The organism is Pseudomonas sp. LAMO17WK12:I5 (genome assembly GCF_900215165.1).
In the GTDB taxonomy this organism is placed as follows: domain Bacteria; phylum Pseudomonadota; class Gammaproteobacteria; order Pseudomonadales; family Pseudomonadaceae; genus Aquipseudomonas; species Aquipseudomonas putida_A.
This window is the reverse complement of the sequence record NZ_OBDS01000012.1, coordinates 12,395-34,615: the sequence shown is the minus strand read 5'-3', so window position 1 is coordinate 34,615 and position 22,221 is coordinate 12,395. Positions and strand designations below refer to the sequence as shown.

The window sequence follows — 22,221 nt, the reverse complement described above, 5'->3', positions numbered from 1 at the left end:
TGACGAGTGCCTGCCGTCTCTACCAGACTGCGATATGCGAATCCGCCCGCGGCTCAGTCCCGCCACACAGTACGCCCGTCACTGGATCACGCAGAATGATTTGTCCGCGTCCGTAATCCGTCAGGTCACTGGCGATCTGCACCTCATGCCCGCGACGCGCCAACGCGTTGGCCAGATCCCTTGAAGCGCCCTGCTCGATGCCCACCTTCATCCCGCCAAGCCACTGCCAGCGCGGCGCGTCCAGTGCCGACTGCGGGTTCAAGCCGAAATCCACCAGGTTCATCACCATCTGCACATGGCCCTGCGGCTGCATGTAGCCGCCCATCACACCGAACGGGCCCAACGCCTGACCGTCCTTGGTGAGGAAGCCGGGAATGATCGTGTGAAAGGTCTTTTTCCCCGGCGCCAACGCGTTGGCATGCTCGGGATCCAGGCTGAATTCCTGGCCGCGGTTCTGCAGGGCGATACCGCTGTCCGGCAGCACCACGCCTGAGCCGAAACCGTGGTAATTGCTCTGGATGAACGAAACCATATTGCCCTGCCCATCCGCCGTGGCCAGATACACCGTGCCGCTGGCGTGAGGATCACCCGGCTTCGGCGGCTGCGCCTGTTCGCCGATCTGTGCACGGCGACGGGCGCTGTACTCGTCGCTCAACAAATCGGTCACGGCCACGCGCATGTGCAGCGGATCGGTGATGTAGTGCAGGCCATCGCTGTAGGCCAGCTTCATCGCCTCCAGTTGCCGGTGCCAGGTCTGCTGGCTGTCACGGTGATCGAAGTCGAACCCTTCAAGAATCTTCAGCGCCATCAGCGCCACCAGCCCCTGCCCGCTCGGCGGGATTTCCCAGACATCCACGCCACGGTAATTGACGTGAATCGGTTCCACCCATTGCGCGCGGTAATGCTCCAGATCCGTGGCGCGCAGATAGCCGCCCGTTGCCCGCGAATGCGCATCCAGGCGTTGCGCCAAATCGCCGCGATACAAACTCTCGCAACGCGTGAGGGCCAGTTCTTCGAGGGTTCGCGCCTGCGCCGGGTTACGGAACAGCTCCCCAGCCTTGGGCGCGCGACCGTCAATCAGGAACGTATCGAACCAGGCCTGCAGCACCTCATCACGATGCGGGCCGAACTCATCCAACGCGATCTGCCATTGATGGGCAACCACCGGCGACAAGGGAAAACCGTCTCTGGCCAGACTGATCGCCGGTTGCAGCAAATCGGCGAACGGCAACACGCCAAAGCGTTGCGACAGCTCGGCCCAGGCCGATGGGCAACCGGGCACCGTCACTGGCGTCCAGCCATATAGCGGCATCTGTTCATGGCCGGTCGCCTTGACCGCTTCGATACTTAGCGACGCCGGGGCATGGCCGTTGGCATTGAGGCCATGCAGCTGATCCTTGAACCAGACCAGCGCAAACGCATCACCGCCCAGGCCGCAGCCCGTAGGTTCGACCACAGTCAGCGCCGCCGCCGTGGCGATGGCGGCGTCAATCGCGTTGCCGCCCTTCTGCAGCATCTCGATACCGGCCTGCGCGGCAAGTGGCTGAGACGCCGCGACCATGCCACGACGGGCGAACACGCTTTGGCGTTGCGATGGATAGGGATATTCGTGAGCAGAAAATTTCAACATGGCAAAGGCTCTTCAAAATCAGCAATTCATTGGCCGGACTTGATCCGGTTCCATTCACGGGTGATCAGCCGCTGGATGTTTTCCGGGGATCTTCTCGAAGATCTGCAACGTGTCGGGGCTGCGGCTCCGCGCATAAGCTCGATAAACGCATCGTCAATATCCTTGTGAAATTCACAGCACGCGGCTGAGAAAGGCCTGAGTACGGGGATGGGTGGGCCGGCTGAAAATCTGCTCCGGCGGGCCTTGTTCGATCAGTTCGCCCTGATCGAGCACCACCACCCGGTCGGCCACTTCGCGGGCAAAGCCCATTTCATGGGTGACCACGACCATGGTCATGCCCTCCTCGGCCAGCTCCTTCATCACCTGCAGAACCTCGCCGACAGTTTCCGGGTCGAGGGCGCTGGTGGGTTCGTCGAACAACATCGCCTGCGGTTTCATCGCCAGTGCTCGGGCGATCGCCACCCGTTGCTGCTGGCCGCCGGAAAGCATCGAGGGGTAATGGCTGGCCTTGTCTGCCAGCCCGACTCGCTTGAGCAACGCGTGCGCCTGATCCAGCGCAGCCTGGCGCGGCACACCCAACACCTGAATCGGTGCTTCGATGATGTTTTCCAGCGCGGTCATGTGCGGGAACAGGTTGAAGCGCTGAAACACCATGCCGATGTCGCGGCGTTGGCGAGCGATGTTGCGTTCCGAGTCGCGCACCAGACTGCCGTCCGCCCGGGTGCGATAACCCATGGGCCGGCCGTTGACCCGGATCTCTCCGCCCTGAATGTCTTCGAGCAGATTGATGCAGCGGATAAACGTGGTTTTGCCCGAACCCGAGGCGCCGATCAGCACCACTACCTCACCGCGTCGCACTTGCAGGGAAATGCCTTTGAGAATCTGCAGGTCACCAAAGGCCTTGTGAATGTTCAGCGCCTCGATGATCAGCTCGTCACTTTGCTGCGCCATGATTAACGCCCCCTCAGCAGTTTCAGCGTGCTGCGCCCGAACATCCGGCTGGAGGCCGGCGGTGGCGCAGAAGGTCGGTCGGACTGGCCGAAACGGTTCTCCAGCCAGCGCTGAAAGAAGCCCCACAGCGTGGTAAGCAACAGGAAATAGATCGCCACCACCAGGTACAACTCGAACACCCGAAAAGTCGCCGAGGTGACCATCTGCGTGCTGAGCAACAGCTCTTGCACGCCGATCACGCTGACCAGTGTGGTGTTTTTCAGCATCACGTTGAACTCGTTGCCCAGCGGCGGCACGATTACCCGGAACGCCTGCGGCAGCACGATGCGGCGCATCAGTTTGGCGAAGGTCATGCCCAGCGAACGGCCGGCCTCGTACTGGCCCTTGTCTACGGCGCCGATCCCGGCGCGAATGATCTCGGCCATGTACGCGCCTTCGTTGAGGCCCAGAGCAATGATTGCCGCCTGAATGTTGCCGGGCACCACCAGCCCGAACAGCTCGATGTCTTCGAAGCGAAAAATCCCGCCCGCCGCCAGCGCGGTGTAGAGAAAGACGATTTGTACCAGCAGCGGCGTGCCGCGCATCAGCCACACATAAAAACGCACCGGCAGATGCAGTAAAGGGTTCTTCGATAAGCGCAACAATGCGGCGGCCAGCCCCAGCACACAGCCCAGCAGCATCGCCAGCACACTGATCAGGCACGTCAGCCAGAGCCCGGTGAGGTACACGCCGCTGGGCTGCAACAGGTACTGCCAGAACACATCCCAATTGAAGTTCATCAACGCTTACCTCAATCGAGTGTGTCGCTGGAGACGTGCCACTTGTTCAACAGCTGGTTGTAGCTGCCGTCGCTGCGCATGTCGGTGATGATCTGCTGCACGGCGGCGCTCAGTTGCGGATCATCCTTGCGAATGCCTAGCCCGGTCAGGATCCGGCTGAAGGCTGGCACACCTTCCTCGAACAGGTCCGGGGCCATCGCCGCGTAATATCCGGCGGTTTCTACGGTGGTGCCGTAAGCGTCGACCTGATTGATGCGCAGGGCCTGGAAGGCATCGGTGTCGGTGTTGTAGACCACCAGTTTCATCGGCGGCTTGCCGGCCTTGCTCAGGCTTTCATTCTCGGTGTCGAGCAGGGTCTTGATGGTCGAACCGTTGAGCACCGCGATCTTGTGCTCGCTGAGATCCGCCAAGGTCTTGAGCGCCTTCGGATTGCCCTTGGGCACCACCACCGCCTGACTGGAATACATGTAGTTGACGATGTCGATCACCTCACGGCGCTCGGGCTTGTCGAACAACTGGTCGACGATCATGTCGCACTGTTTGGCGAGCAAGGCCGGGAGCAATCCGGAGAATGGAATCACCCGCCAATCGACCTTCTTGTCGCCCAGGCGTTTGGCGATTTCCAGGCCGAGGTCGACGGTCAGCCCTTTGGGCTTTTGCGCTTCATCAAAAGACACCAGCGGCGGTGAATCCATTCCCGAGCAATAGGTCAGTTTGTCGACCTTGACCAGACGCTCCGGCACCGTGGGTGCGGCAAGCGCCCACTGCGTACAGAGTCCGAGGGATATTGCAGCCAGTAACAGGCGAGACGTATGCATGACCAGACACTCCAGTTCGGTTAGTAACGGGGCAGTACTCAAAGTCAAAACATCGGCGGACTCGTGTTCCGCTCTGTGGTTATTTTTCCGATTGCAAAAATTTGATCAGTTCGGGGACCGTGCTTTCGATGTGCTCGCGCACCACGGCTTCGGCCTTGCTGGCATCGCCGGCGCGAATCGCATCGAGGATCATCTGGTGTTCCTGGCGCGCACTCAGGGGCTTTTCGATGTGCTGCAGCCAAAGGCGCATGGGGGCTTCGATCAATGAGTAGAGGGCGCCGATCTGCTTGAGCAGCCGTGGGCGGTCGCTGAGGCTGCACAGGTACTCATGGAACTTGCGATGGCGGCTGACCCACGCCGCACTCTCCTCGCGGTAGTCGTCCATTTCATCGAGCAGCCGCTCCAGCGCGGTCAACTGACGCTCGCTGATCTTGGGCACGGCGATGCGAATCGCCAGCCCTTCCAGGGCACTGCGCATCTCGAACACTTCGTGCATTTGCTCGACATCCAGACCGCTGACCACCGCGCCACGATTAGGCCGCAGCGTCACCAGGCCCTGCGCATCGAGGCGGCGAAAGGCTTCGCGCACCGGCATGCGGCTCATGCCGATTTCACTGGCGATGTCCTCGGCGATCAACCGGTCGCCCTTGCGATAACGACCACCGCAAATGCCTTCCAACAGAAAGTTGTAGGCCTCTTCCTCGGCGGTCATCGGTTGACGCTGGTCGTAGGCGGGAGCGAATTGCATGGCGGCACCTTTTGTCTTTTTGTATCCAATTATCCACGGATACAAAGAAGCACGATGCATGCCAGATTCCACATGTGCAGCCCAAGCTTTTGATTTGCAAGATTTAAGCGGCAAAACGGCGATAAGGCCCTGCCGTGCAAGACTCGAGCGGTGCTACCCGATCGCCCATGGCGAGCACCGCAAAGGTGCGGATTGGTAGCTGAGTAACACTCAACTGAATGGCAGCGCCGCTCCAGGAACGACGTTTTTTTTGTGGGCTGAAGGACAACTTCCCTTGCAGGCCTGCCTATAGAAATAGGCAATCCTCCCAGACAAACCGGCATACCCTTGCCACGCCGCGCTGCCTACCATGTCGTTTCACCTATCCGTCGGAGCTTGCCATGCACAGCAGCAAAACCTTATTCATCACCGGTGTCAGCAGCGGCTTTGGCAGCGCGCTCGCGCAAGAAGCGATCAACGCCGGTCACCGGGTGATCGGTACCGTGCGCAACGAGGCCGATCTGAAGTCGTTCGAGGCCTTGTCAGCGGATCGGGCACACGGGGTGTTGCTCGACGTCACCGATTTCGAACGCATCGACGGGGTGATCGCCGACGTCGACGCCACACTGGGTCCGGTCGATGTACTGGTGAACAACGCCGGTTACGGTCATGAGGGCATTTTCGAGGAGTCACCACTAGCAGAGATGCGGCGACAGTTCGACGTCAACGTGTTTGGCGCGGCAGCGATGATCAAGGCGTTCGTGCCGTATTTCCGGCAACGGCGCGCCGGGCGCATTCTGAATATCACCTCGATGGGCGGCACCATCACCATGCCCGGTATTGCCTATTACTGCTCGAGCAAGTTTGCCCTCGAAGGGCTCTCCGATACGCTGAGCAAGGAATTGCAGCCGTTCAACATTTTTGTCACGGCGGTGGCACCTGGCTCGTTTCGTACCGATTGGGCCGGGCGTTCGATGCAGCGCACGGCGCGCAGCATTGCCGACTATGACGCCAGCTTCGACCCGGTGCGCAAGGCCCGTGAAGAGAAAAGCGGCAAGCAGTTGGGCGATCCGCGCAAGGCTGCGCAGGCCATGCTGCAACTGATCGCCAGCCCCGCGCCGCCCGCGCACTTGCTATTGGGCAGCGATGCGCTGAATCTGGTGCGCGATAAACTGCAACGCAGCCTCAGCGACATCGAGCAATGGGGAACCCTGACCCGCTCCACCGATGGCTGAGTACCTGGCGAGGAGAAAAATGCCCATGAGTCCATCCGATCCGTATACCGCGCGCATGGTGCAGTTGCTTGAACAGCTCGCGCCGCTGGAGGGTTACAACCTCAGTGCGCTGGAGGACGTGCGTTTTCTGCGCTCGAATCGGCCGCTGAGCAACACCCCGGTGCTGTATGAGCCGGGCATCGTGATTCTCTGTCAGGGGCGCAAGCGCGGCTATCTGGGCGATGACGTCTACGTCTATGACGCACAGCATTATCTGGTGGTGTCGGTGCCGGTGCCGTTCACCATGGAAACCGAGGCCAGTGCGGCTGAACCGATGCTCGCGATATATATGCGCCTCGACCTGCAATTGGCCAGCGAGTTGATGCTGCAGGTCGACGAGGTGTTCGGCCCCAGCGACGCTTTGCCAAAGGGCATGTACGCCTCGCCCATGGATGATCCATTGCGCGCCTCGACCCTGCGTTTTCTCGAAGCGATGAGCGATCCGGGCGACGCGCAGATCCTCGGGCCGGCGCTGGTTCGGGAGATCTACTACCGGATTCTGACCGGCGCCCAAGGCGGGTCGATGCGTGCGGCGCTCCAGCAGCAAGGGCATTTCGGCAAGGTCAGCCGGGCGATCCGGCGGATTCACAGCAGCTATGAACAGCGTCTGGACGTCGAGTCCCTCGCCGAGGAAGCCGGGATGAGCGTACCGAGCTTCCATGTGCATTTTCGCAACGTCACCGACTCATCGCCGATGCAATACCTCAAGGCCACGCGCCTGCATCAGGCGCGCTTGCTGATGCTGCGTGGCGCCATACCGGCCGCGACGGCGGCGTTCAACGTCGGTTATGAAAGCGCCTCGCAGTTCAGCCGCGAGTTCAAGCGATTCTTCGGGCGCACGCCGCTGGCCGAAATTGCGTGGATGAAAGCCACGTATGCCCTGCCCCAGTCCGCCACGCCCTCCCCGTATGTTTCTTCGCACTGAGCACTGATCGTTCCCGGCCATCGCATGCCCGTCGCAGTCTCAAGGCAAAATCCCCGCGCATTCACTACGCTTGAGAAATCCGCCTCGGTGCAAGCCCGGCAAACACATTGAACATTGCACGCGGGCCGCTGTTCCAGATGATTCAGACAGAGAATCAAGGACGAACATATGGATGTCTTCGCTCCCGCTGCGCCGGTTCCGCCTCAGCAAAGTGCAATCACCCGCCGCCTGGCGTTTGCGGTCGGCACGCTGTTTATCGTCGGGGTGATTGCCGCTATCGGCACCCTGCTCGGTATTGCCGCTCGCCTGGATCGCGAGGATGTCGAGCAGAACCGTTTCTACATGGCCCGCGCTCTGGAAAACCGCATCAGCACCTCAAAGAGCTACATCACCAGTTACGCTGACTGGACCACCGCCTATGAGCACCTGCACACCCAGGTCGATACCGACTGGGCGTACACCCAACAGAACATTGGAAAGACGCTGTTCACCACTGACGGTTATGACGGCGTGTTCGTGCTGGATCGGCAGGGCACCAAATACGCCGTGGTGCAGGGACAGCAGGAAGACGCGGACATCGCGCACTGGCTCGCGGTGCCTGCCGCGTCGCTGATTGAGCAGGTGCAAAACCAGTCCGAGTTGACCGTGCCTGTCAGCACTTACTCGCTGTTCGACGGCTGGCCGGCGCTGGTCACGGCGGCGGCCATTCTGCCCAACGATGAGCGTCCGGTGGGCGATCCGCAACAGACCTCGGTGCTGGTATTCGTCGACAAGCTGACACCGGCCAAACTGCAAGCGCTTGGCGTGGCCTATGGCCTGAACAACCTGACTCTGATGCCGGATGAACAGCTCAGCGGGGAGCAACCACGCGTGCCGCTGGACAGTACCGGTTTCAGCATGACGGCAGATCTGAAGCGCCCCGGGCAGCAATTATTGTGGTCATTGCTGCCAACGCTCGGCGGTGTGCTGGCCGTGCTGATGCTGTTGACCGCCTATTTCCTGCGTCACGCCGTGCGATCGTCGACCTACGTCGATCAGAGTTTCAGCACGTTGAAGACCTCGAATCAGGCGCTGGAGGCGGCCAACCACGCGCTGGAAGCCAGTGAAGAACGCTTTCGCGCCGTGGCCGAAGCCGCATCGGACTGGATCTGGGAAGTCGACAACCAGCTGCGCCTGACCTATCTCTCGGCGCGCTTCAACGAGGTGACCGGTTACCCGCAAACCGAGTGGCTGGGGCAAGGCATCGGGCAACTGGTGTCCTGCGATACTACGCCGCTGGAGCTGTGGCTGAAAAAACTCACCGAAGACAGCAGTGCCAGCGACCTGCGCTGCACCTACCGCGATCACGCCGGGCAGCAACGCCACTGTCGGCTCTCAGCGCGGCCGATCATCGAGAAGCAAAGCGTGGTCGGCTACCGCGGCACCGCCAGTGACATCACCGACGAAGTCGCTGCCCATGCGCAGATCCAGCACCTGTCGATGCACGACGCCTTGACCGGCCTGCCCAATCGCAATCAGTTGTCGCGTTATCTGGATGACGCGCTGCTGCTCAAAGAGCATGCCCCGCCACTGTCGTTGCTGGTGATCGATCTGGACAACTTCAAGCCGATCAACGACTCCCTCGGCCATCCGGCCGGTGATGCGGTGTTGCAGGAAGTCGCCAGTCGCCTGCGCGAATGCACCCGTGAGCACGACATCGTCGCGCGCCTGGGCGGTGACGAATTCGTTGTGGTGCTCAATGGCATGGACACTCGGCAAGAGGTCGACCGCTTTTGTACCCGGCTGGTCGAGAGCCTGCATCAACCGATGGTCTTCGAGCATCACCCGCTGCACGTCGGCGCCAGCATCGGCATCGCCCTGAGCCGCCGTCAAGGCTTCGTGCCCAGCGAGTTGATCCGTTGCGCCGACATTGCGCTGTATCAGGCCAAGTCCGAGGGCAAGAACACCTGGTGCTATTTCGAAGCGCACATGAGCGACCAGATCCAGACCCGCCGGCAAATGGAAAGCGATCTGCGCGGTGCGCTGAAAAACGATGAATTCATCCTGCATTACCAGCCGCGCTACACCGTCGACGGCAAGCACATCGTCTCGGTCGAAGCGCTGGTGCGCTGGCAACACCCGACCAAGGGCCTACTGGGGCCGGACGTGTTCATCGGCCTGGCGGAACAGACCGACCTGATCGTGGCGCTGGGGCGCTGGGTATTGCGTGAAGCCTGTGAAACCGCACTGAGCTGGCCGTCAGACATTCTGCTCTCGGTCAATCTGTCCCCGGCGCAATTTGCCCTCAGCGATGTCGTCGAAGACGTGCGCGAAGCGCTGATCCAGACCCGTTTCCCGGCCAGTCGCCTGGAACTCGAAATCACCGAAAACGTGATGCTCGTCGACACCGACGGTGCGCTGGCCACGATGAATGCGCTGAAGCAACTCGGGGTGCGGCTGAACATGGACGACTTCGGCACCGGCTATTCGTCCCTCGGCTACCTGCGCGCCTACCCGTTCGACGGGATCAAGATCGACAAACGCTTTATCGCCTCGATCAGCAACGGCGCCAACGATCGCGCCGTGGTTCAGGCGATCATCGGCCTGGGCAAAGCCATGGGCCTGACCGTGACCGCCGAAGGCGTGGAAACCGAGGAGCAACTGGAGATTCTCGGCAAGGATCAATGCAATGAGGTGCAGGGTTATTTCATGAGTCGACCGATCGACAAGAGCGCGTTTGCGCAGTTGTTGAAAAGCGCCAGGGCTGAACCGGCCGAGCATCCGTCGCCGAAGAAAGGGCGCGTCATTTAGCCGGCCTTGTATCACTGCCATTCAATCATTGAAATGCACAAAGCCCGTTTCGACACGCGTTGTTAATACGTTTTCCTGTTGACTTCAATTGGTTTTGTTCAGGGTGTGTTTAGGGCCGTCATGCTTGAATATTCCTCACCGCGGATCAGGCTCAACGTCAATCTCGCACCCCACACAAGTTCAATGCAGGCGTCACCGGACTGTCAGGATTGCGGTCAAAAGAACAACGTCACCAAAGGGTTAACGATGGATCGATATGATGCCCCGCTTGTTGTAGGGCGCACTTCGCGGGCTGGAATGTTGACGGGGTTGATTACGAGAAATCCATGCCTGAGCATTTTTTTCATGACACTGGCCGTGTTCATGGCATTGCAGTACAAACCCGCGGTCCTCAACTACACAACACGTTTTGTCGACTTTGCCGAGTACATGTTGCTGCACGGCATCACACTGTTCCCGATTGCCGACGACCTCAAGCCTTATCCCGACTATACGGTTCTCAATACCCTGTTGGTCTATCTGGTTTCCTTGCCGTTCGGCCGGGTGTCCATTCTTTCCATGGGTTTTCCGTCCTGCGTGGCCGCTTCGCTGATGCTGGTATTCATTTATCGGCTGGGCGCGTTGCACAGCAAGAAATGGGGCGCGTATGGCGTTCTTTTCAGCCTGCTCACCTGGGCTTTTCTTGACGGCGTCAACTCACTGGCACTGGATGTCTATCCGGCGCTGTTAACGGTGATGTGCTTCTACTTTGCCTATGCGGCCGATATAAAAAAGGACCCGCGTCGCCTTGCATTGCTGTACCTCGGGTTGGCACTGGGTTTCGCGTTTCGGGGGCCTATTGGCTTGATCGGGCCCGCGACTGTCATTGGTGCTTATTACTTGCTGAGCCGGCAGTGGCGCATGTTGCTGCTGTTTTCATTGCTCTCGGGCGTGATTCTGACTCTTGGCGTTGCGCTGCTGGCATGGGCCGCCTACTTGCAAGGTGGGCAAGCGTTCCTAGACGAAGTGCTGAACATGCAGGGCATCGGACGCTTCGGTTCCGACCACGCGCCACGCTATTACTTCTACTTCTCCGCAGGCTTGTTTACCTACGGCATCACGGTGTTTTACGCCATTAATGTAATTCTCAAGAAGTACAAACTGTTCTTCCGCTCGACCCGCGATAAAGACATCGACCTGCTGCTGTATCTGACCGGGTGGCTGTTGGTGCTGCTGGTGCTGTTCACTATTCCCAGCTCGAAGAAAGCGCGCTACATCCTCGCAATCACCCCGGCCATTTCGCTGCTGGCCGCCTACCTTTTCGTCAGCAAGGAAGCCGCCTTGATCCGCGCCAAAAACGGCCTGCTGAACTTCTGCCTGAAGTTGCCTCTGCTTGGGTTGGGGATGCTGGTGGCGGTGCTGGTCTACAACAACTTCGCCGATGTCCCGCTACAGCCCAACTACCTGGGCGTAGCCTTGGGATTGTCTGCGCTGCTGAGCTTCTACCATGGCAAACACCAGTACTTCGCCGAGCATCCCTATCGCGAGTTCATGACGCTGTCGATTGGCGTAGCGGCATTTCTGATACTGGATATGTTTTTCTTCAACCCGATCACCTACCACCTGGAACTCATGATCGAACCCACACCAAAGTTTCTGCCGTATTGGTTTTGGTGAAGCCTCTTCCTGATTCATGAGTTAGCGACAGGACTGTCCAGCATCCACATGTTGGTATCTGACAGGGTCATGACGCATCCAAGGTACTGAATCGGCGGCAGGGCCTGCGCAAAAGCAGTCGTTTGCAGCAGTAAAAAAAAAGGTGGCGCCCGCTTTCGCGAGCGACACCTTCATCCACTGCCCGCTAATCAAGCCTTGTTGTTCGCCTCTTCCAGCGCTTTTTCAGCGTTGAACCCGTCGAAGTTCTCGAATACGCCCAGAAAGCCCGGCACGGTCACTTCCCGCGCCCAGTCGCGCTGTAGTTCGCAGTACATTTGCACCCGACTGATGAGCTTCGCGCCCGCCTGTTCCATTCTGCGCAACGCCGCCTCGTGCGCGGCGAGCGATGTGCCGCCGACCGCATCGACTGGCACATAAACCTCATAACCTTCCTGGATCGCGTCGAGCACCGGGAATGTCAGGCACGCTTCGGTCCAGAGTGCAGTCATGATGAGCTTCTTGCGCCCGAGCGCCTTGACTGCCTGCTTGAATTGCGTGTCCTCCCAACTGTTGATCGATGTGCGGTCATAGGTCGGCAGATGGCCGAGCACCTGTTGCAGCTCCTGGATCGGCGGCTTGTTGCGGCCGGTCGCGACATTGACTGTCGAGTGGATGATCGGAAGGTTGTAGTTGACCGCCGCCTTCGCGACGCTGGTTATGTTGAAGACGAGTTCATCACGCGGCATCGAGCGGATCGAAGAAACCTGAACAGGTTGATAATCGATGATGATCAACGCCGAGTTTTCCGGGGTCAGTAGCTGATCGGTATGGGGGTTGCGGAGAGTCTCGCTTGCCATTGGCAAATCCTTTTCATGGGTGACGCACGTTTGTGAATCAGGCCGGAGCCTGTGCGGGTGATGGGTTCCGGGACACGTGCAAATGACGCCATGCCCGGCAAATCCATTGTGCTGTTCCCATGTTCGACGCAGTAGTAGCATTGCGCGACGTGCTGTGTCGCGAAAAGAGGAACGCAAGCGTGGACATCGAAGAACTGCAGACCTTCGTGGAAGTGGCTGATGCCGGGGGCATTTCGCAGGCTGCCCTGCGGCTTGGCGTGTCAAAATCGATCGTCAGCCGCCGCCTGGCTCGGCTTGAAACCGAATTGGGTGTGCAATTGCTGGCACGCTCCACGCGCGGGGCGGCGCTCACCGAGGCCGGTGCGACGTTCCGGGACTACGCCGCCAGGGTTTGCACCGAGATCGACATCGCCAAGGAAACGATCCTGCCCGCCGGCGCCCTCCGCGGCCGCTTGCGCGTGGCCGTGCCGCTGTCGTTCGGCCAGAGTCACTTCGCCCCGATGCTGGCAGAAATGGCGCGTCGGCATCCGCAACTGCACATCCAGACCTGTTACAGCGATCGCTTCGTTGACCTCATTGCCGAGGGCTACGATTGCGCCATCCGGGTGGGCTATATGCACGACTCCAATCTGATCGCCAGACGGATTGGCCCGGTCTACGCCAAGCTCGTCGCGAGTCCCGCATACATCAACGCGCACGGCGAACCCCACACGCCGGATGAACTGATTGCCCATCAGGCCCTCATGCAGGGCACCGAAGCCTGGCAATTCATGGATGGCGACAAAGTCATCACGGTTCGTCCGCAAGGCCGCTTCAAAGCCGACAACGGCATCGCCCTGGTCGCCGCCGCGACCGCAGGCCTGGGTGTCGCCTACCTGCCCGACTGCCTCACCCATGAACACGTGGCATCCGGCGCACTGGTGCCGATCATGACAAACCATCCTCCCCCTCCGGCCGGCGCCTACATCATCCGCCCGCCGGGTCCGCACCCTGCGCGCAAAATTCGTGTGCTCACTGAACTGCTGATCGAGTTCTTCGGCGAAACGCCACACCTGGCGGTGCAGCCGCTGTCACATCAGGATGATGCGCTGGCGTGAGGTTGGGCTAAGCGAGAGCGACAGACTTCCTCTTTATCCGCCGTTCGCGCATGGCCGCTATGGGAAAGCGGTCACTCGCGAGTGTCGCCTTCTGACCGGAAGCTGCCCGTAGGCACAGACAGCAATCGGCCAAAAGCGGACATCGTCTAAAGGAAGCCTTCGGACTAAAAGAAAGGACTTTGCCTTAAAAAGCCGATAGTCTGATGCACTTGTTATCAGTAAAAATCCAGGCGAAGGGACATGGCACTGTCTAAAGGCGATCTCATAAAACTAATCAGCGCTGAGCACGCAAAAATAGTTTCAACTGATTGGATTAACTCTCGCGAGGCAGCGCCAGGAGATATCGCTTTGGTGGAAGAAGTCTATATCGGAGAAGATGGGCAGATCGTTCGTCTTCTGTGCGAATACCGTCCGGGCTTTCTAGAGTGGCGAACGGTGTTTTATGAGGCAGGGTTGACTTATGAGTTTCTTCCTCCCGCCGCTGACGTCACCACTTAAACTTTTGCCTCCGACAATTACTGCCCCCCAAGAGCTGCTTATGGAACCTAGTTCACCAGAAAGCAAATCAAAAAGAATAATTCTAACAGCGGTAGTATTTTTGCTTTTTGGCGCATGGCTTTATTATGTAGGCTGGGCTTCTAAAATTTCAGCAAGAACAGTTTTGATGCCTGAAATCCCCGAGTGGAGTACATACCTGCTGATCGGCTCCATTACTGGGCTTACCGCTGCAATTCGAACACTCTACAAGCGGCCTGAACTCAAGACAGCAATACAGGCTCTAAACTATTTTACTGGATGGTTCTGCTTAGGATTTATTCTATCTCTGAATGGTTACGACACCGCGACCTATCTTTTACCTGGCAAAATTATTAGTTATAAATCTTCATATGAGCTGAGATATCCCGGCCCTTCCAGGGGAAAGTTTGGTCGTTGCGAGGCAGGTCTATGGATCGAAGATAAAAGTACAAGCCGCTGGATTGAGCTTTGCACGAACAAAATGGATTTGGATAAAAATATACAACAGGGAATGCAGCTCGTATGGGTGAGTGCCCGCACGAATAGAATAGGTAGCTACATTATGAGCTATACTTTTATCTATAATTAAACCTACCACAATAAAATCTTGCTTTCGTCTCTTCCCACCTATATGAGGTGCACGATGTCTAGCCGACACTCGCCATCCCCTACAAGAGCAGTCTTAGATCTGCAAAACGCACGTTCGCTTTTGGGAAAGCGGCTGAGCATGCTGCTGCACGACCAGTACTATTTCAACGACGAGAAAGATCTGGGACACATAGGTTCTCTAGAGTGGCGTTTTGGCGAGGGAGAAGTTCTATCCATGTATCTCGTGAGTGATGGTGAGAGAGTAGGCGCGGATTTGTTGCCTTCTGATACACCGGTTTCATTCGAGATAGAGCCGAACGTGACCTGCTCCTGGAGGAGGGAAAACTTGCTTGCAGATCTATCAGCCACCCACCTTGAGAATACAAAAATTTGCGCCGTTGAGGGAATGCTTGACTCTTTCAACGGCCAAGAGCCTTGGCTGGCGGGATTCAGAGTTACATTCGAGACCGGTGACTCGTTGATCTACCTTAACCAGGGCGACGATGCCGTCGTATTGATCAATGCACTTCACCCTGCAAGTGTAAGCCTCGAAACCCGCTTCGTTACCTTAATCTAATGACAGCTATGGGTCGTTTTGAACCTGTCGCGACAGGCAAGAATCGGCCAGTAGCGGCCGTTCTGGAATGGCAGGAAACGACCGATAACTGCCTTCGATACGCGACTTTCGCCCGACAGCGGCTCGATTGTAAGAATATGGCGGAGAGCTGCAAAACCGCCTACGCTTATAGAATGATTCCTCGAACACCTTGCCCATCTGGTGGTATAGAGCCGAGAGATCTGACTTCCTTTGACCGTCCGCTTAACACCCACCCGGACCAACCCGCGCCTATCGCCAGCAACTGGCCCCTGAATCCGGTCCACACGACCAGCAGTACGGCGCAACGGGTAAAAGCCAGACCCAGTCCCCCCACCTGTCGTTCAAAAGCGACCGATGCCGCAGCACCTCTGGAAACGGGGGCGCTGTTCACGTTCTACCATGAGGTCAATCCGTATGTATCGGCCGAGCACGATTCCTTACCAGCAGCATCTAGGGTTTAGCCGAACCTTCACTCAGGGGCATTTGAGCCTTGGATTATTCTTTCCCATGGAGGCGTTCGACGGGGACACTCCGAACATGCTCAACCAGGTCACACTGGCTAAACAAGCCGAGGCGCTGGGCTTCTGCGCGCTCTGGTTTCGCGACGTGCCGCTTCGCGACCCTGGCTTCGGCGATGTCGGCCAAGTCTTCGACCCTTGGGTTTACCTGGGTTATATGGCCGCCCATACCTCGGAGATTGCACTTGGCACCGCCTCCATCGCCATCCCGCTGCACCATCCCCTGCACACGGCCAAGGCGTCAGCCAGCGTCGATCAGTTGAGCACTGGTCGCTTGATTCTGGGGGTTGCTTCGGGAGATCGGCCAGTGGAGTTTTCGGCGTTTGGCGTCGATCCCGAAAGGCGTGGAGAGATCTTTCGAGAACACTACGAAGTGATTCGCCGCGCCCACAGCACCAGTTTTGAGCCCATCCACTGGAGCACTGGTGAAATGCAAGGCGCAGACCTGATTCCGAAACCTACCACCCAATTCATTCCAATGCTCGTGACCGGCAACAGTCGCCAGTCACTGGATTGGATCGCGCGTGAGAGCAACGGATGGATCAACTATCCACGCATACCGAATATGCAGCGGCTGGTCGTGGAAGATTGGCGGCTTGAGGTCACCAGGCAATGTGGCTCTGTGTACAAGCCCTTTACTCAGTCGCTGTACATCGATCTCGATGAGAATCCGTCCACGCCACCCACACGTATCCATTTGGGGTTCAAACTTGGACGTTACCATCTACGGTTTTTGCTGGAGTCGCTTGAGGAAATCGGCGTGGACCACGTCATTCTCAATCTCAAATATGGCAAGCGCCCTGCGGCGGAGGTTATTGAGGAATTGGGTACGCACATCGTTGCGCAGTTCGGAGTGCAGCCGCGTCCGGCAGCGCATTGAGGATCGGTCACTGCTACGCCGACGGATGCTCACTTGACGAAGCCATCGTGAGCCTCCCCGAACTGAATGGAACTTCCTGTTGGATTTGCTTAACCGGGCAGCTTGGCCGCAAGGACGTCAACCTTCTCGATTGATGGCGGTTCGGCAAACAGCTCGGCAGCGTTTGCCATAAGCGCCGCCGCGACCTTGCCCGAAAGATGAGCCTGCCGGCCCGCTTCATCCGGGAATGCGTCAAAGATGCCAAAGGTAGACGGCCCCAAGCGGATTCCAAACCAGGCTGTAGTGGCTGGCTCCTCCTCCACTAAAGGAAGGCCGCTCAAGAGAAAGCGCTCCACCTCTTTCTCTTTCCCAGGTTTTGCTTCCAGACGAACGAACAACGCTACTTTGACCATGACGTGGCTCCTGTTGTTACGATGCGGCTGGTGCTATCTGGTCGCAATAGCTAAAAGGGGCATCCGGTAATTAACTATGGTCGACGACACCAGGATTACAAACCCAAAGAGACCAAGGGTAGCGTCGCATGTCGCTTGGACACTGAGAATGACGTAGTAGGCAGCGCGCAAACCGCATACCAGCCGCGTGATCACTTTTCCCGAGCTGTGGCCTGATAATCAAGACTCAACGATATCTGAAATTCAGGAGAACATAACAGATCATGGTGACTGTCAAGCCGACCAATATGTACTCGACACGCGGTAGAAATATAACTAACCCACCTAAAGAAAACACGATCAAGGTGTTTTGCAGTATGTATTTCCTTATTCGACTCACAGCTATGAAATAGCCATATTGCTTCCCCAGGAAAAACAAGACCATGCCGGTGATCGACATAATCTGGAAATCGCGCATCGCAATGTCATTCAGGATCGCATGCCTGATCAAATTTGCCAGGAGTGCCAGCCCCATAAAAAGAAAAAGGTGCGAGTAGATCAAGGCGTGCCCACTCATACTGCTTTGATGTTTGTTCAATAAGTAAAAACTATCAAAATAGATCCACCAGATACTGCAAATCATGATGAATCCGGTGATGGCCGCCATCACATTGTAATAACCCCACTGAATGTTAGATAAGCCTCCGGAAAGGCTAATAATTGACTCCCCCAATAAGATTAGGGTGAGTAGGCCTATGCGCTCAACCAAGTGCTCTGTGTGTGCTGGCAACGGTTTTAATTTAGTCCAGAAAAATACAGGAAACAGAATATCAAGAACAATCCCAATATAAGCAACAAGGTAACGCAAGGGCGGGTCAAAAATAACGGATGAAAGGCTAATAACTGCGCTAACTAATAGGGCGAAGCCGAGCCTTGAGGAAAGTTCGCCGCGAGAATCGAGTTTACTAATGGACGAAATATACATAACACTGATGATCGCACGTATACCAAAATAGCAAGCAATAATAAGCGGGTAGTTCACTTCCAGGTCTTCCCCGATCCGTGCCGACAGCACAATGAGCAGGAGCATTATGAATAATGTTGCCAAACGGTGAAGATTGCTGTCTGTATCAAACCTGTTGGAGTAAATCGTGTGACTGGACCAGATCCACCACAACGGTACAAAAAGCAGTAAGAATGTCCATAGTTGCTTATGTTCAAAGTGGCCTTCATGAACATGTCCGAGAGTGTGCGTAACCTGGCCTATCGTAACAACGAAAGTCAGGTCAAAAAACAACTCCAACCATGTGGCGTGTCGATTTTCTTCATAATACTTCAAAGATTTCATTAGTTGCCGGCTCCGTGTCCACCTCTTTAATGTAAAAGGAAGCTAACGTTGGTTTTTCCTCGGCTCCGATGTGGGTGATGCCAAGCCGATTTGGTTCTCTAGCGATTTCGTCCACGCACTAACAAAAGCTCAATCATCTGACTCATCCCGATGAACTCTGGAACTCCGTCATAGCGAAGCCCGTCAATGTAAAACGCTGGGGTGCCATTCACGCCGCTGCGTACACCGCCATTGAAATCGGCTTGTATTTTGGGAATGTAAGTATCCTCTTGCATTGCAAGATCGAATTCCTCCCTGGAAAGGCCGTGTTTGAGAACAATGGCGCGATACAGCGGCAGACCCAATCGATCCTGATTTTCATACAATTCGTCGTGAGCCTCCCAGAAGAACCCTCGACTCCCGGCATACTCCGCGGTGACCGCTGCACCCAGCGCATGCGGGTGAGCGGTGGTCAGAGGAAAGTTACGGAACACGAACAGCAAATCATCGCGAAAATGCTGCTGCAGATTCTTGACCATCCAATACGCTTCACCGCAATAGGGACATTCATAGTCGCCAAATTCCACCAAGGTGACCTTGGCATGCGCACTTCCCTGACGATGGTCGTTGGCACTTACCGGGACTTTGAGAGTGGCCATGTAATCACCTGTTAATTTTTGATTGGCGTGCCTTGTGGCGAATTCACCAGAGCATCCAGCGCATCCAGAATGCCGTCCGCCCCAGGGTTGATTGCCATTGGTGAGACATAGCTCCAGGCGACCACCCCCTCCTTGTCAATCACGAACAGTGCCCTCTTACAAACTCCGAGCTGGGATTCGTACGCTCCATACTGTCGTGCCACCGCCCCTTTGGGCTCGAAATCGGCCAGCAGGCTGAAGTGAAAATTCCGATCTTTGGCAAAGGCCTGATGACACCAGGCGCTGTCAACCGAGATACCCAGTAGCGCCGCACCGTATTCTCTGAATGTGGGTAGCAACTGGTTGTACAAGGTCAGTTGGTCACCACACACCGAAGTCCAGTCAGCGGGATAAAACGCCAATATCACGGGATTTCCCTTTAGCTCACGCAGCGACAACTGTTGATCAGGGGTTGCGTGAAGAGTGAAGTCGGGCGCGACAGTGCCGGCCGGCAGCGGACCCTGAACCAGGTCGCCATTGGTTTTTTGTGCATCATCGAACTCTAAAGTATTCATTGCTTGAACCTTGATAGATGGGTTGTTGGGACGTGCTCAGTGGGATGCGACGTGCCCGGCGGGATAACTCCATCCACCATCAAGGGGTTCAAAAAAAGACAACGCTGCCTCGATCTCAGCCTGAGCCTGAGTGATTTCGGCAGCGAAACGTTCACGTTCCGCATCAAGGAACACAAGAAGATCCGCCGTGTAATCGCGGAATTGGATTAGGCCAGGTTGGCAGGGGAATGGTCAGATTCGCTCTGGCTCACCAATGACTATAGTCGTTGATGACGCTTGCCGTAGTCGCTGAACGAATTTTCGGTACCCTCAAGTGCCAACAACACTTACGCGCTTATCTTGCTGCCATTTCAGGCGGCGCTTTAACACGATGATTTTGGAAGCTATTTCGCCACTTCAGACAAATCTACATCTGCTTTCTGGACGACAACGGCTGCCCGTTACGACAAGCAGAAACCGACCAGAGGCAGACACTGACACCGCCTTCAGGTCGACAGAATGAAGGTTGATATGGGAAATGCTCTGGACAAACGAGTCGTTGTCATTAGTGCCGGCATCGTGGGCGCTTCGCTGGCGTATCACCTGGCTGATAAAGGCGGGAATATCACCTTGGTTGAGGCTGAAGGTAATCAAAGATGCGGCTCGTGCAGCGATGCTGCTGTACCTAACGAATAGTCGAGATCGGTCTTCGGGAAGCTGAGCGGTAGCCTTTGCGAATATTGTCACTGACCGCTTTTTGCCGAAAGTAGCCGATCGGCGCGCTGTATGTGTGAGGAATATTTCTTTAAGGGAAAACCCTCATTGCTGGGCCTACCTCACGCTACTAGCATGAACCTCGGCAATCGGCCCATTCGTAGGAGAAACCCATGACTACCTTGCAGAGTGACGACAAGCGCCCCACTCCGGATCAGGCGGAGGACGATGCCTTTTTTCCCTCCCCATACTCGCTTAGCCAATTTACCTCGCCAAAATCTGATCTGAGTGATGCGGATTACGCAAATCCCTACCGAGGTGGCCGCTGGAAGATTTTGCTGATTGGCGCCGATGAGCGCTACTTACTGACCGACAACGGAACAATGTTTTCCACCGGTAATCACCCAGTCGAGACATTGTTGCCCATGTATCACCTCGACAAAGCCGGTTTCGCGTTCGACGTTGCGACCCTGTCAGGCAATCCAGTGAAATTCGAGTTCTGGGCCATGCCTAGCGAAGATACCGAGGTAAAGGATTTCTACGCCAAATACCGTGAGCAGTTCAAAAAACCTTTGAAGCTGTGCGAAGTGGTTGAGAAGGCGCTGGGGCAGGATTCGGATTACATCGGCGTTTTCATACCTGGCGGGCACGGCGCGCTGATTGGATTGCCGGAGAGTGCCGACGTGAAAGCGGCTTTGCATTGGGCAATCACCAACGACAAATTTGTGATTTCCCTATGTCACGGCCCAGCAGCAATGCTCGCGGCGGGCATTGGTGAGTCTAGGAATTCCTACATATTCAACGGCTACAAGATCTGCGCATTTCCAGACAGTCTCGACGCAAAGACGCCCGACATAGGGTATATGCCTGGGCATCTGACGTGGAAATTTGGTGAGCAGTTGAAATCCTTGGGAGTTGAGATCATCAATCAGGATATTTCAGGTGCGACGCTCCAAGACCGCAAGTTGCTGACCGGCGACAGCCCATTGGCAGGCAACAATCTGGGCAAGTTGGCAGCTGAAGCATTGTTGAAAGAGGTTGCATCGGAGTGAGCGACGGGCCGGCCGAAACAGCGATGCGCGCTGCTCTGGAGATAGAGACGGCGCGCACGCTTGAATCAATCAAGAAATCCGTCAGGGGTTTCGCCACACCCTACGGTTATGATCGATTCGTGCTGTTTTCTGCATCGACGGCAAGTGAGGAAGTGGTTGAGCATATCTACTGGGTCGAAGGCGATTGGTTCGATAACGGTCAAGCGGTGGATGCCGAGACTTACGTTCGACATTGTCCGGTGACTCGTCACCTTTTGAATGCTCGGCATTCCTTCTTTTGGCAGAAAGAGCAGGTTAAGGGAGAAGAGCGTTACCGGATGATTCGTTCTCCAGGTGGACCAGGAATTCAGGGGTTGCAGGTGCCAGTTTTTGGTCCACAGGGGCTTGAGGGCGCAATGAGCTTGGGGGGGGAGCCGGTGGATGGGAGCGCGCGGGTGCGCTTGGGACTCAGCCTGGTTGCGACGGCCGCTTTTTTCGCGGCTCGGCGGTTGCTTGAGGCGCCATTGGACGAAGCGTTAAGAACCCTTTCCCCGCGAGAGCGCGAAGTCATGGAATGGACGGCTGCCGGAAGACGGCAAGCGGATATTGCAGCGACTCTCGGTTTGTCGGAGCGTACAGTTGAAAATCACCTGCGCTCAGCTCGCCGACGTCTGGGCGTGACAACGACAGCACAAGCCATCAGGATGGCCATTCGTAACGGCGAGATCGATGGGTAAGGACGTGGCAAGATCGAGTGCTAGACGGTTTGGACTTCCGAGTAATTTCCTCATCAACTGATCTGAGTGTCCACTGTTGGCCGCAAGACGCCACTCCCGACCGCCTGCTTTTGGCCGATAGCTGCCAGCCAACGTCAACTATTTCCAACTCAGCGCAGGCATTACACGGGATGGCGTTGGATTTTCTTCAGACGTCATTCAAGCCGTTCTTTTGGCATCCTCACGCCCGGTGTTCAAAATACCTCTTGGCACGCTCTTCAATTTTG

21 protein-coding genes and 1 pseudogene are annotated in these 22,221 nt (G+C 56.8%); 12 read left to right on the top strand and 10 right to left on the bottom strand.

The window, feature by feature from the left end; translation table 11 throughout:
* Positions 1-19: 19 nt before the first annotated feature.
* From CRO59_RS21320 to CRO59_RS21300, 5 genes are all read right to left on the bottom strand, one after another.
* Positions 20-1,630, bottom strand: a complete 1,611-nt coding sequence (locus CRO59_RS21320; RefSeq protein WP_097089823.1) for a gamma-glutamyltransferase family protein — start codon at positions 1,628-1,630, stop codon at positions 20-22.
* 171 nt (positions 1,631-1,801) lie between these two features.
* Positions 1,802-2,581 carry an amino acid ABC transporter ATP-binding protein gene (locus CRO59_RS21315; protein WP_097089824.1) on the bottom strand — a complete coding sequence of 260 codons (780 nt, stop codon included), beginning with the start codon at positions 2,579-2,581 and terminating at the stop codon, positions 1,802-1,804.
* Positions 2,582-2,583: 2 nt separating this feature from the next.
* Positions 2,584-3,360, bottom strand: coding sequence for an amino acid ABC transporter permease (locus CRO59_RS21310; RefSeq protein ID WP_007967116.1), 777 nt, complete (start codon positions 3,358-3,360; stop codon positions 2,584-2,586).
* 11 nt (positions 3,361-3,371) lie between these two features.
* The gene (locus CRO59_RS21305; protein WP_097089825.1) at positions 3,372-4,178 is read right to left on the bottom strand and encodes an ABC transporter substrate-binding protein; all 807 of its coding nucleotides are present in this window, start codon (positions 4,176-4,178) and stop codon (positions 3,372-3,374) included.
* A 79-nt stretch (positions 4,179-4,257) separates the two neighbouring features.
* Positions 4,258-4,926, bottom strand: a complete 669-nt coding sequence (locus CRO59_RS21300) for a GntR family transcriptional regulator (protein ID WP_097089826.1) — start codon at positions 4,924-4,926, stop codon at positions 4,258-4,260.
* A 380-nt stretch (positions 4,927-5,306) separates the two neighbouring features.
* On the opposite strand from CRO59_RS21300, the gene CRO59_RS21295 reads away from it, so the two are divergent.
* From CRO59_RS21295 to CRO59_RS21280, 4 genes are all read left to right on the top strand, one after another.
* Positions 5,307-6,140 (top strand): oxidoreductase, encoded by an 834-nt coding sequence (locus tag CRO59_RS21295; protein WP_097089827.1) that lies wholly within the window; start codon positions 5,307-5,309, stop codon positions 6,138-6,140.
* 25 nt (positions 6,141-6,165) lie between these two features.
* Complete coding sequence (locus CRO59_RS21290; protein ID WP_097089828.1) at positions 6,166-7,104, top strand: AraC family transcriptional regulator; 939 nt, start codon at positions 6,166-6,168, stop codon at positions 7,102-7,104.
* 168 nt (positions 7,105-7,272) lie between these two features.
* On the top strand, positions 7,273-9,894 hold the full coding sequence (locus CRO59_RS21285; RefSeq protein ID WP_097089829.1) for an EAL domain-containing protein: 2,622 nt from the start codon (positions 7,273-7,275) through the stop codon (positions 9,892-9,894).
* Positions 9,895-10,239: 345 nt separating this feature from the next.
* Positions 10,240-11,550, top strand: a complete 1,311-nt coding sequence (locus CRO59_RS21280; protein WP_097089830.1) for a glycosyltransferase family 39 protein — start codon at positions 10,240-10,242, stop codon at positions 11,548-11,550.
* A gap of 188 nt (positions 11,551-11,738) precedes the next feature.
* Here CRO59_RS21280 and CRO59_RS21275 read toward each other — a convergent pair whose 3' ends face one another.
* Positions 11,739-12,386: a hydrolase gene (locus CRO59_RS21275; RefSeq protein WP_097089831.1), complete on the bottom strand. Its 648-nt coding sequence runs from the start codon at positions 12,384-12,386 to the stop codon at positions 11,739-11,741.
* Positions 12,387-12,565: 179 nt separating this feature from the next.
* Between CRO59_RS21275 and CRO59_RS21270 the strand changes: the two genes are divergently transcribed.
* The 5 genes from CRO59_RS21270 (at position 12,566) to CRO59_RS21250 (ending at position 16,583) form a co-directional block, all read left to right on the top strand.
* Positions 12,566-13,483: a LysR family transcriptional regulator gene (locus tag CRO59_RS21270; protein ID WP_097089832.1), complete on the top strand. Its 918-nt coding sequence runs from the start codon at positions 12,566-12,568 to the stop codon at positions 13,481-13,483.
* Positions 13,484-13,723: 240 nt separating this feature from the next.
* On the top strand, positions 13,724-13,981 hold the full coding sequence (locus CRO59_RS21265) for a hypothetical protein (protein WP_097089833.1): 258 nt from the start codon (positions 13,724-13,726) through the stop codon (positions 13,979-13,981).
* Entirely contained in the window at positions 13,944-14,588 is a 645-nt protein-coding gene (locus tag CRO59_RS21260) for a hypothetical protein (protein WP_256581064.1), read from the top strand. The genes CRO59_RS21265 and CRO59_RS21260 overlap by 38 nt, the downstream gene beginning before the upstream one ends.
* 138 nt (positions 14,589-14,726) lie before the next feature.
* Positions 14,727-15,164, top strand: a complete 438-nt coding sequence (locus CRO59_RS21255; RefSeq protein WP_256578473.1) for a hypothetical protein — start codon at positions 14,727-14,729, stop codon at positions 15,162-15,164.
* Between the two features lie 435 nt (positions 15,165-15,599).
* A complete protein-coding gene (locus CRO59_RS21250; RefSeq protein WP_097089836.1) occupies positions 15,600-16,583 on the top strand; it encodes an LLM class oxidoreductase in 984 nt (327 codons plus the stop codon).
* An 89-nt stretch (positions 16,584-16,672) separates the two neighbouring features.
* Here the strand turns inward: CRO59_RS21250 and CRO59_RS21245 are convergent, their stop codons facing one another.
* From CRO59_RS21245 to CRO59_RS21230, 4 genes are all read right to left on the bottom strand, one after another.
* On the bottom strand, positions 16,673-16,975 hold the full coding sequence (locus CRO59_RS21245) for a putative quinol monooxygenase (RefSeq protein ID WP_025569629.1): 303 nt from the start codon (positions 16,973-16,975) through the stop codon (positions 16,673-16,675).
* 226 nt (positions 16,976-17,201) lie between these two features.
* Positions 17,202-18,302 (bottom strand): low temperature requirement protein A, encoded by a 1,101-nt coding sequence (locus tag CRO59_RS21240; RefSeq protein ID WP_096795982.1) that lies wholly within the window; start codon positions 18,300-18,302, stop codon positions 17,202-17,204.
* Positions 18,303-18,400: 98 nt separating this feature from the next.
* Positions 18,401-18,940: a thioredoxin domain-containing protein gene (locus CRO59_RS21235; protein WP_070086726.1), complete on the bottom strand. Its 540-nt coding sequence runs from the start codon at positions 18,938-18,940 to the stop codon at positions 18,401-18,403.
* A gap of 11 nt (positions 18,941-18,951) precedes the next feature.
* The gene (locus CRO59_RS21230; protein ID WP_097089837.1) at positions 18,952-19,494 is read right to left on the bottom strand and encodes a redoxin domain-containing protein; all 543 of its coding nucleotides are present in this window, start codon (positions 19,492-19,494) and stop codon (positions 18,952-18,954) included.
* A 510-nt stretch (positions 19,495-20,004) separates the two neighbouring features.
* Here CRO59_RS21230 and CRO59_RS29015 point away from each other — a divergent pair.
* The 3 genes and pseudogenes from CRO59_RS29015 to CRO59_RS21215 form a co-directional block, all read left to right on the top strand.
* Positions 20,005-20,118, top strand: a pseudogene (locus CRO59_RS29015) (FAD-dependent oxidoreductase); the annotation flags it as partial.
* A gap of 242 nt (positions 20,119-20,360) precedes the next feature.
* Positions 20,361-21,239 (top strand): glyoxalase III HchA, encoded by an 879-nt coding sequence (hchA, locus tag CRO59_RS21220; RefSeq protein WP_097089838.1) that lies wholly within the window; start codon positions 20,361-20,363, stop codon positions 21,237-21,239.
* A 23-nt stretch (positions 21,240-21,262) separates the two neighbouring features.
* Positions 21,263-21,955, top strand: a complete 693-nt coding sequence (locus CRO59_RS21215; RefSeq protein ID WP_256578474.1) for a PA1136 family autoinducer-binding transcriptional regulator — start codon at positions 21,263-21,265, stop codon at positions 21,953-21,955.
* Positions 21,956-22,221: the final 266 nt, after the last annotated feature.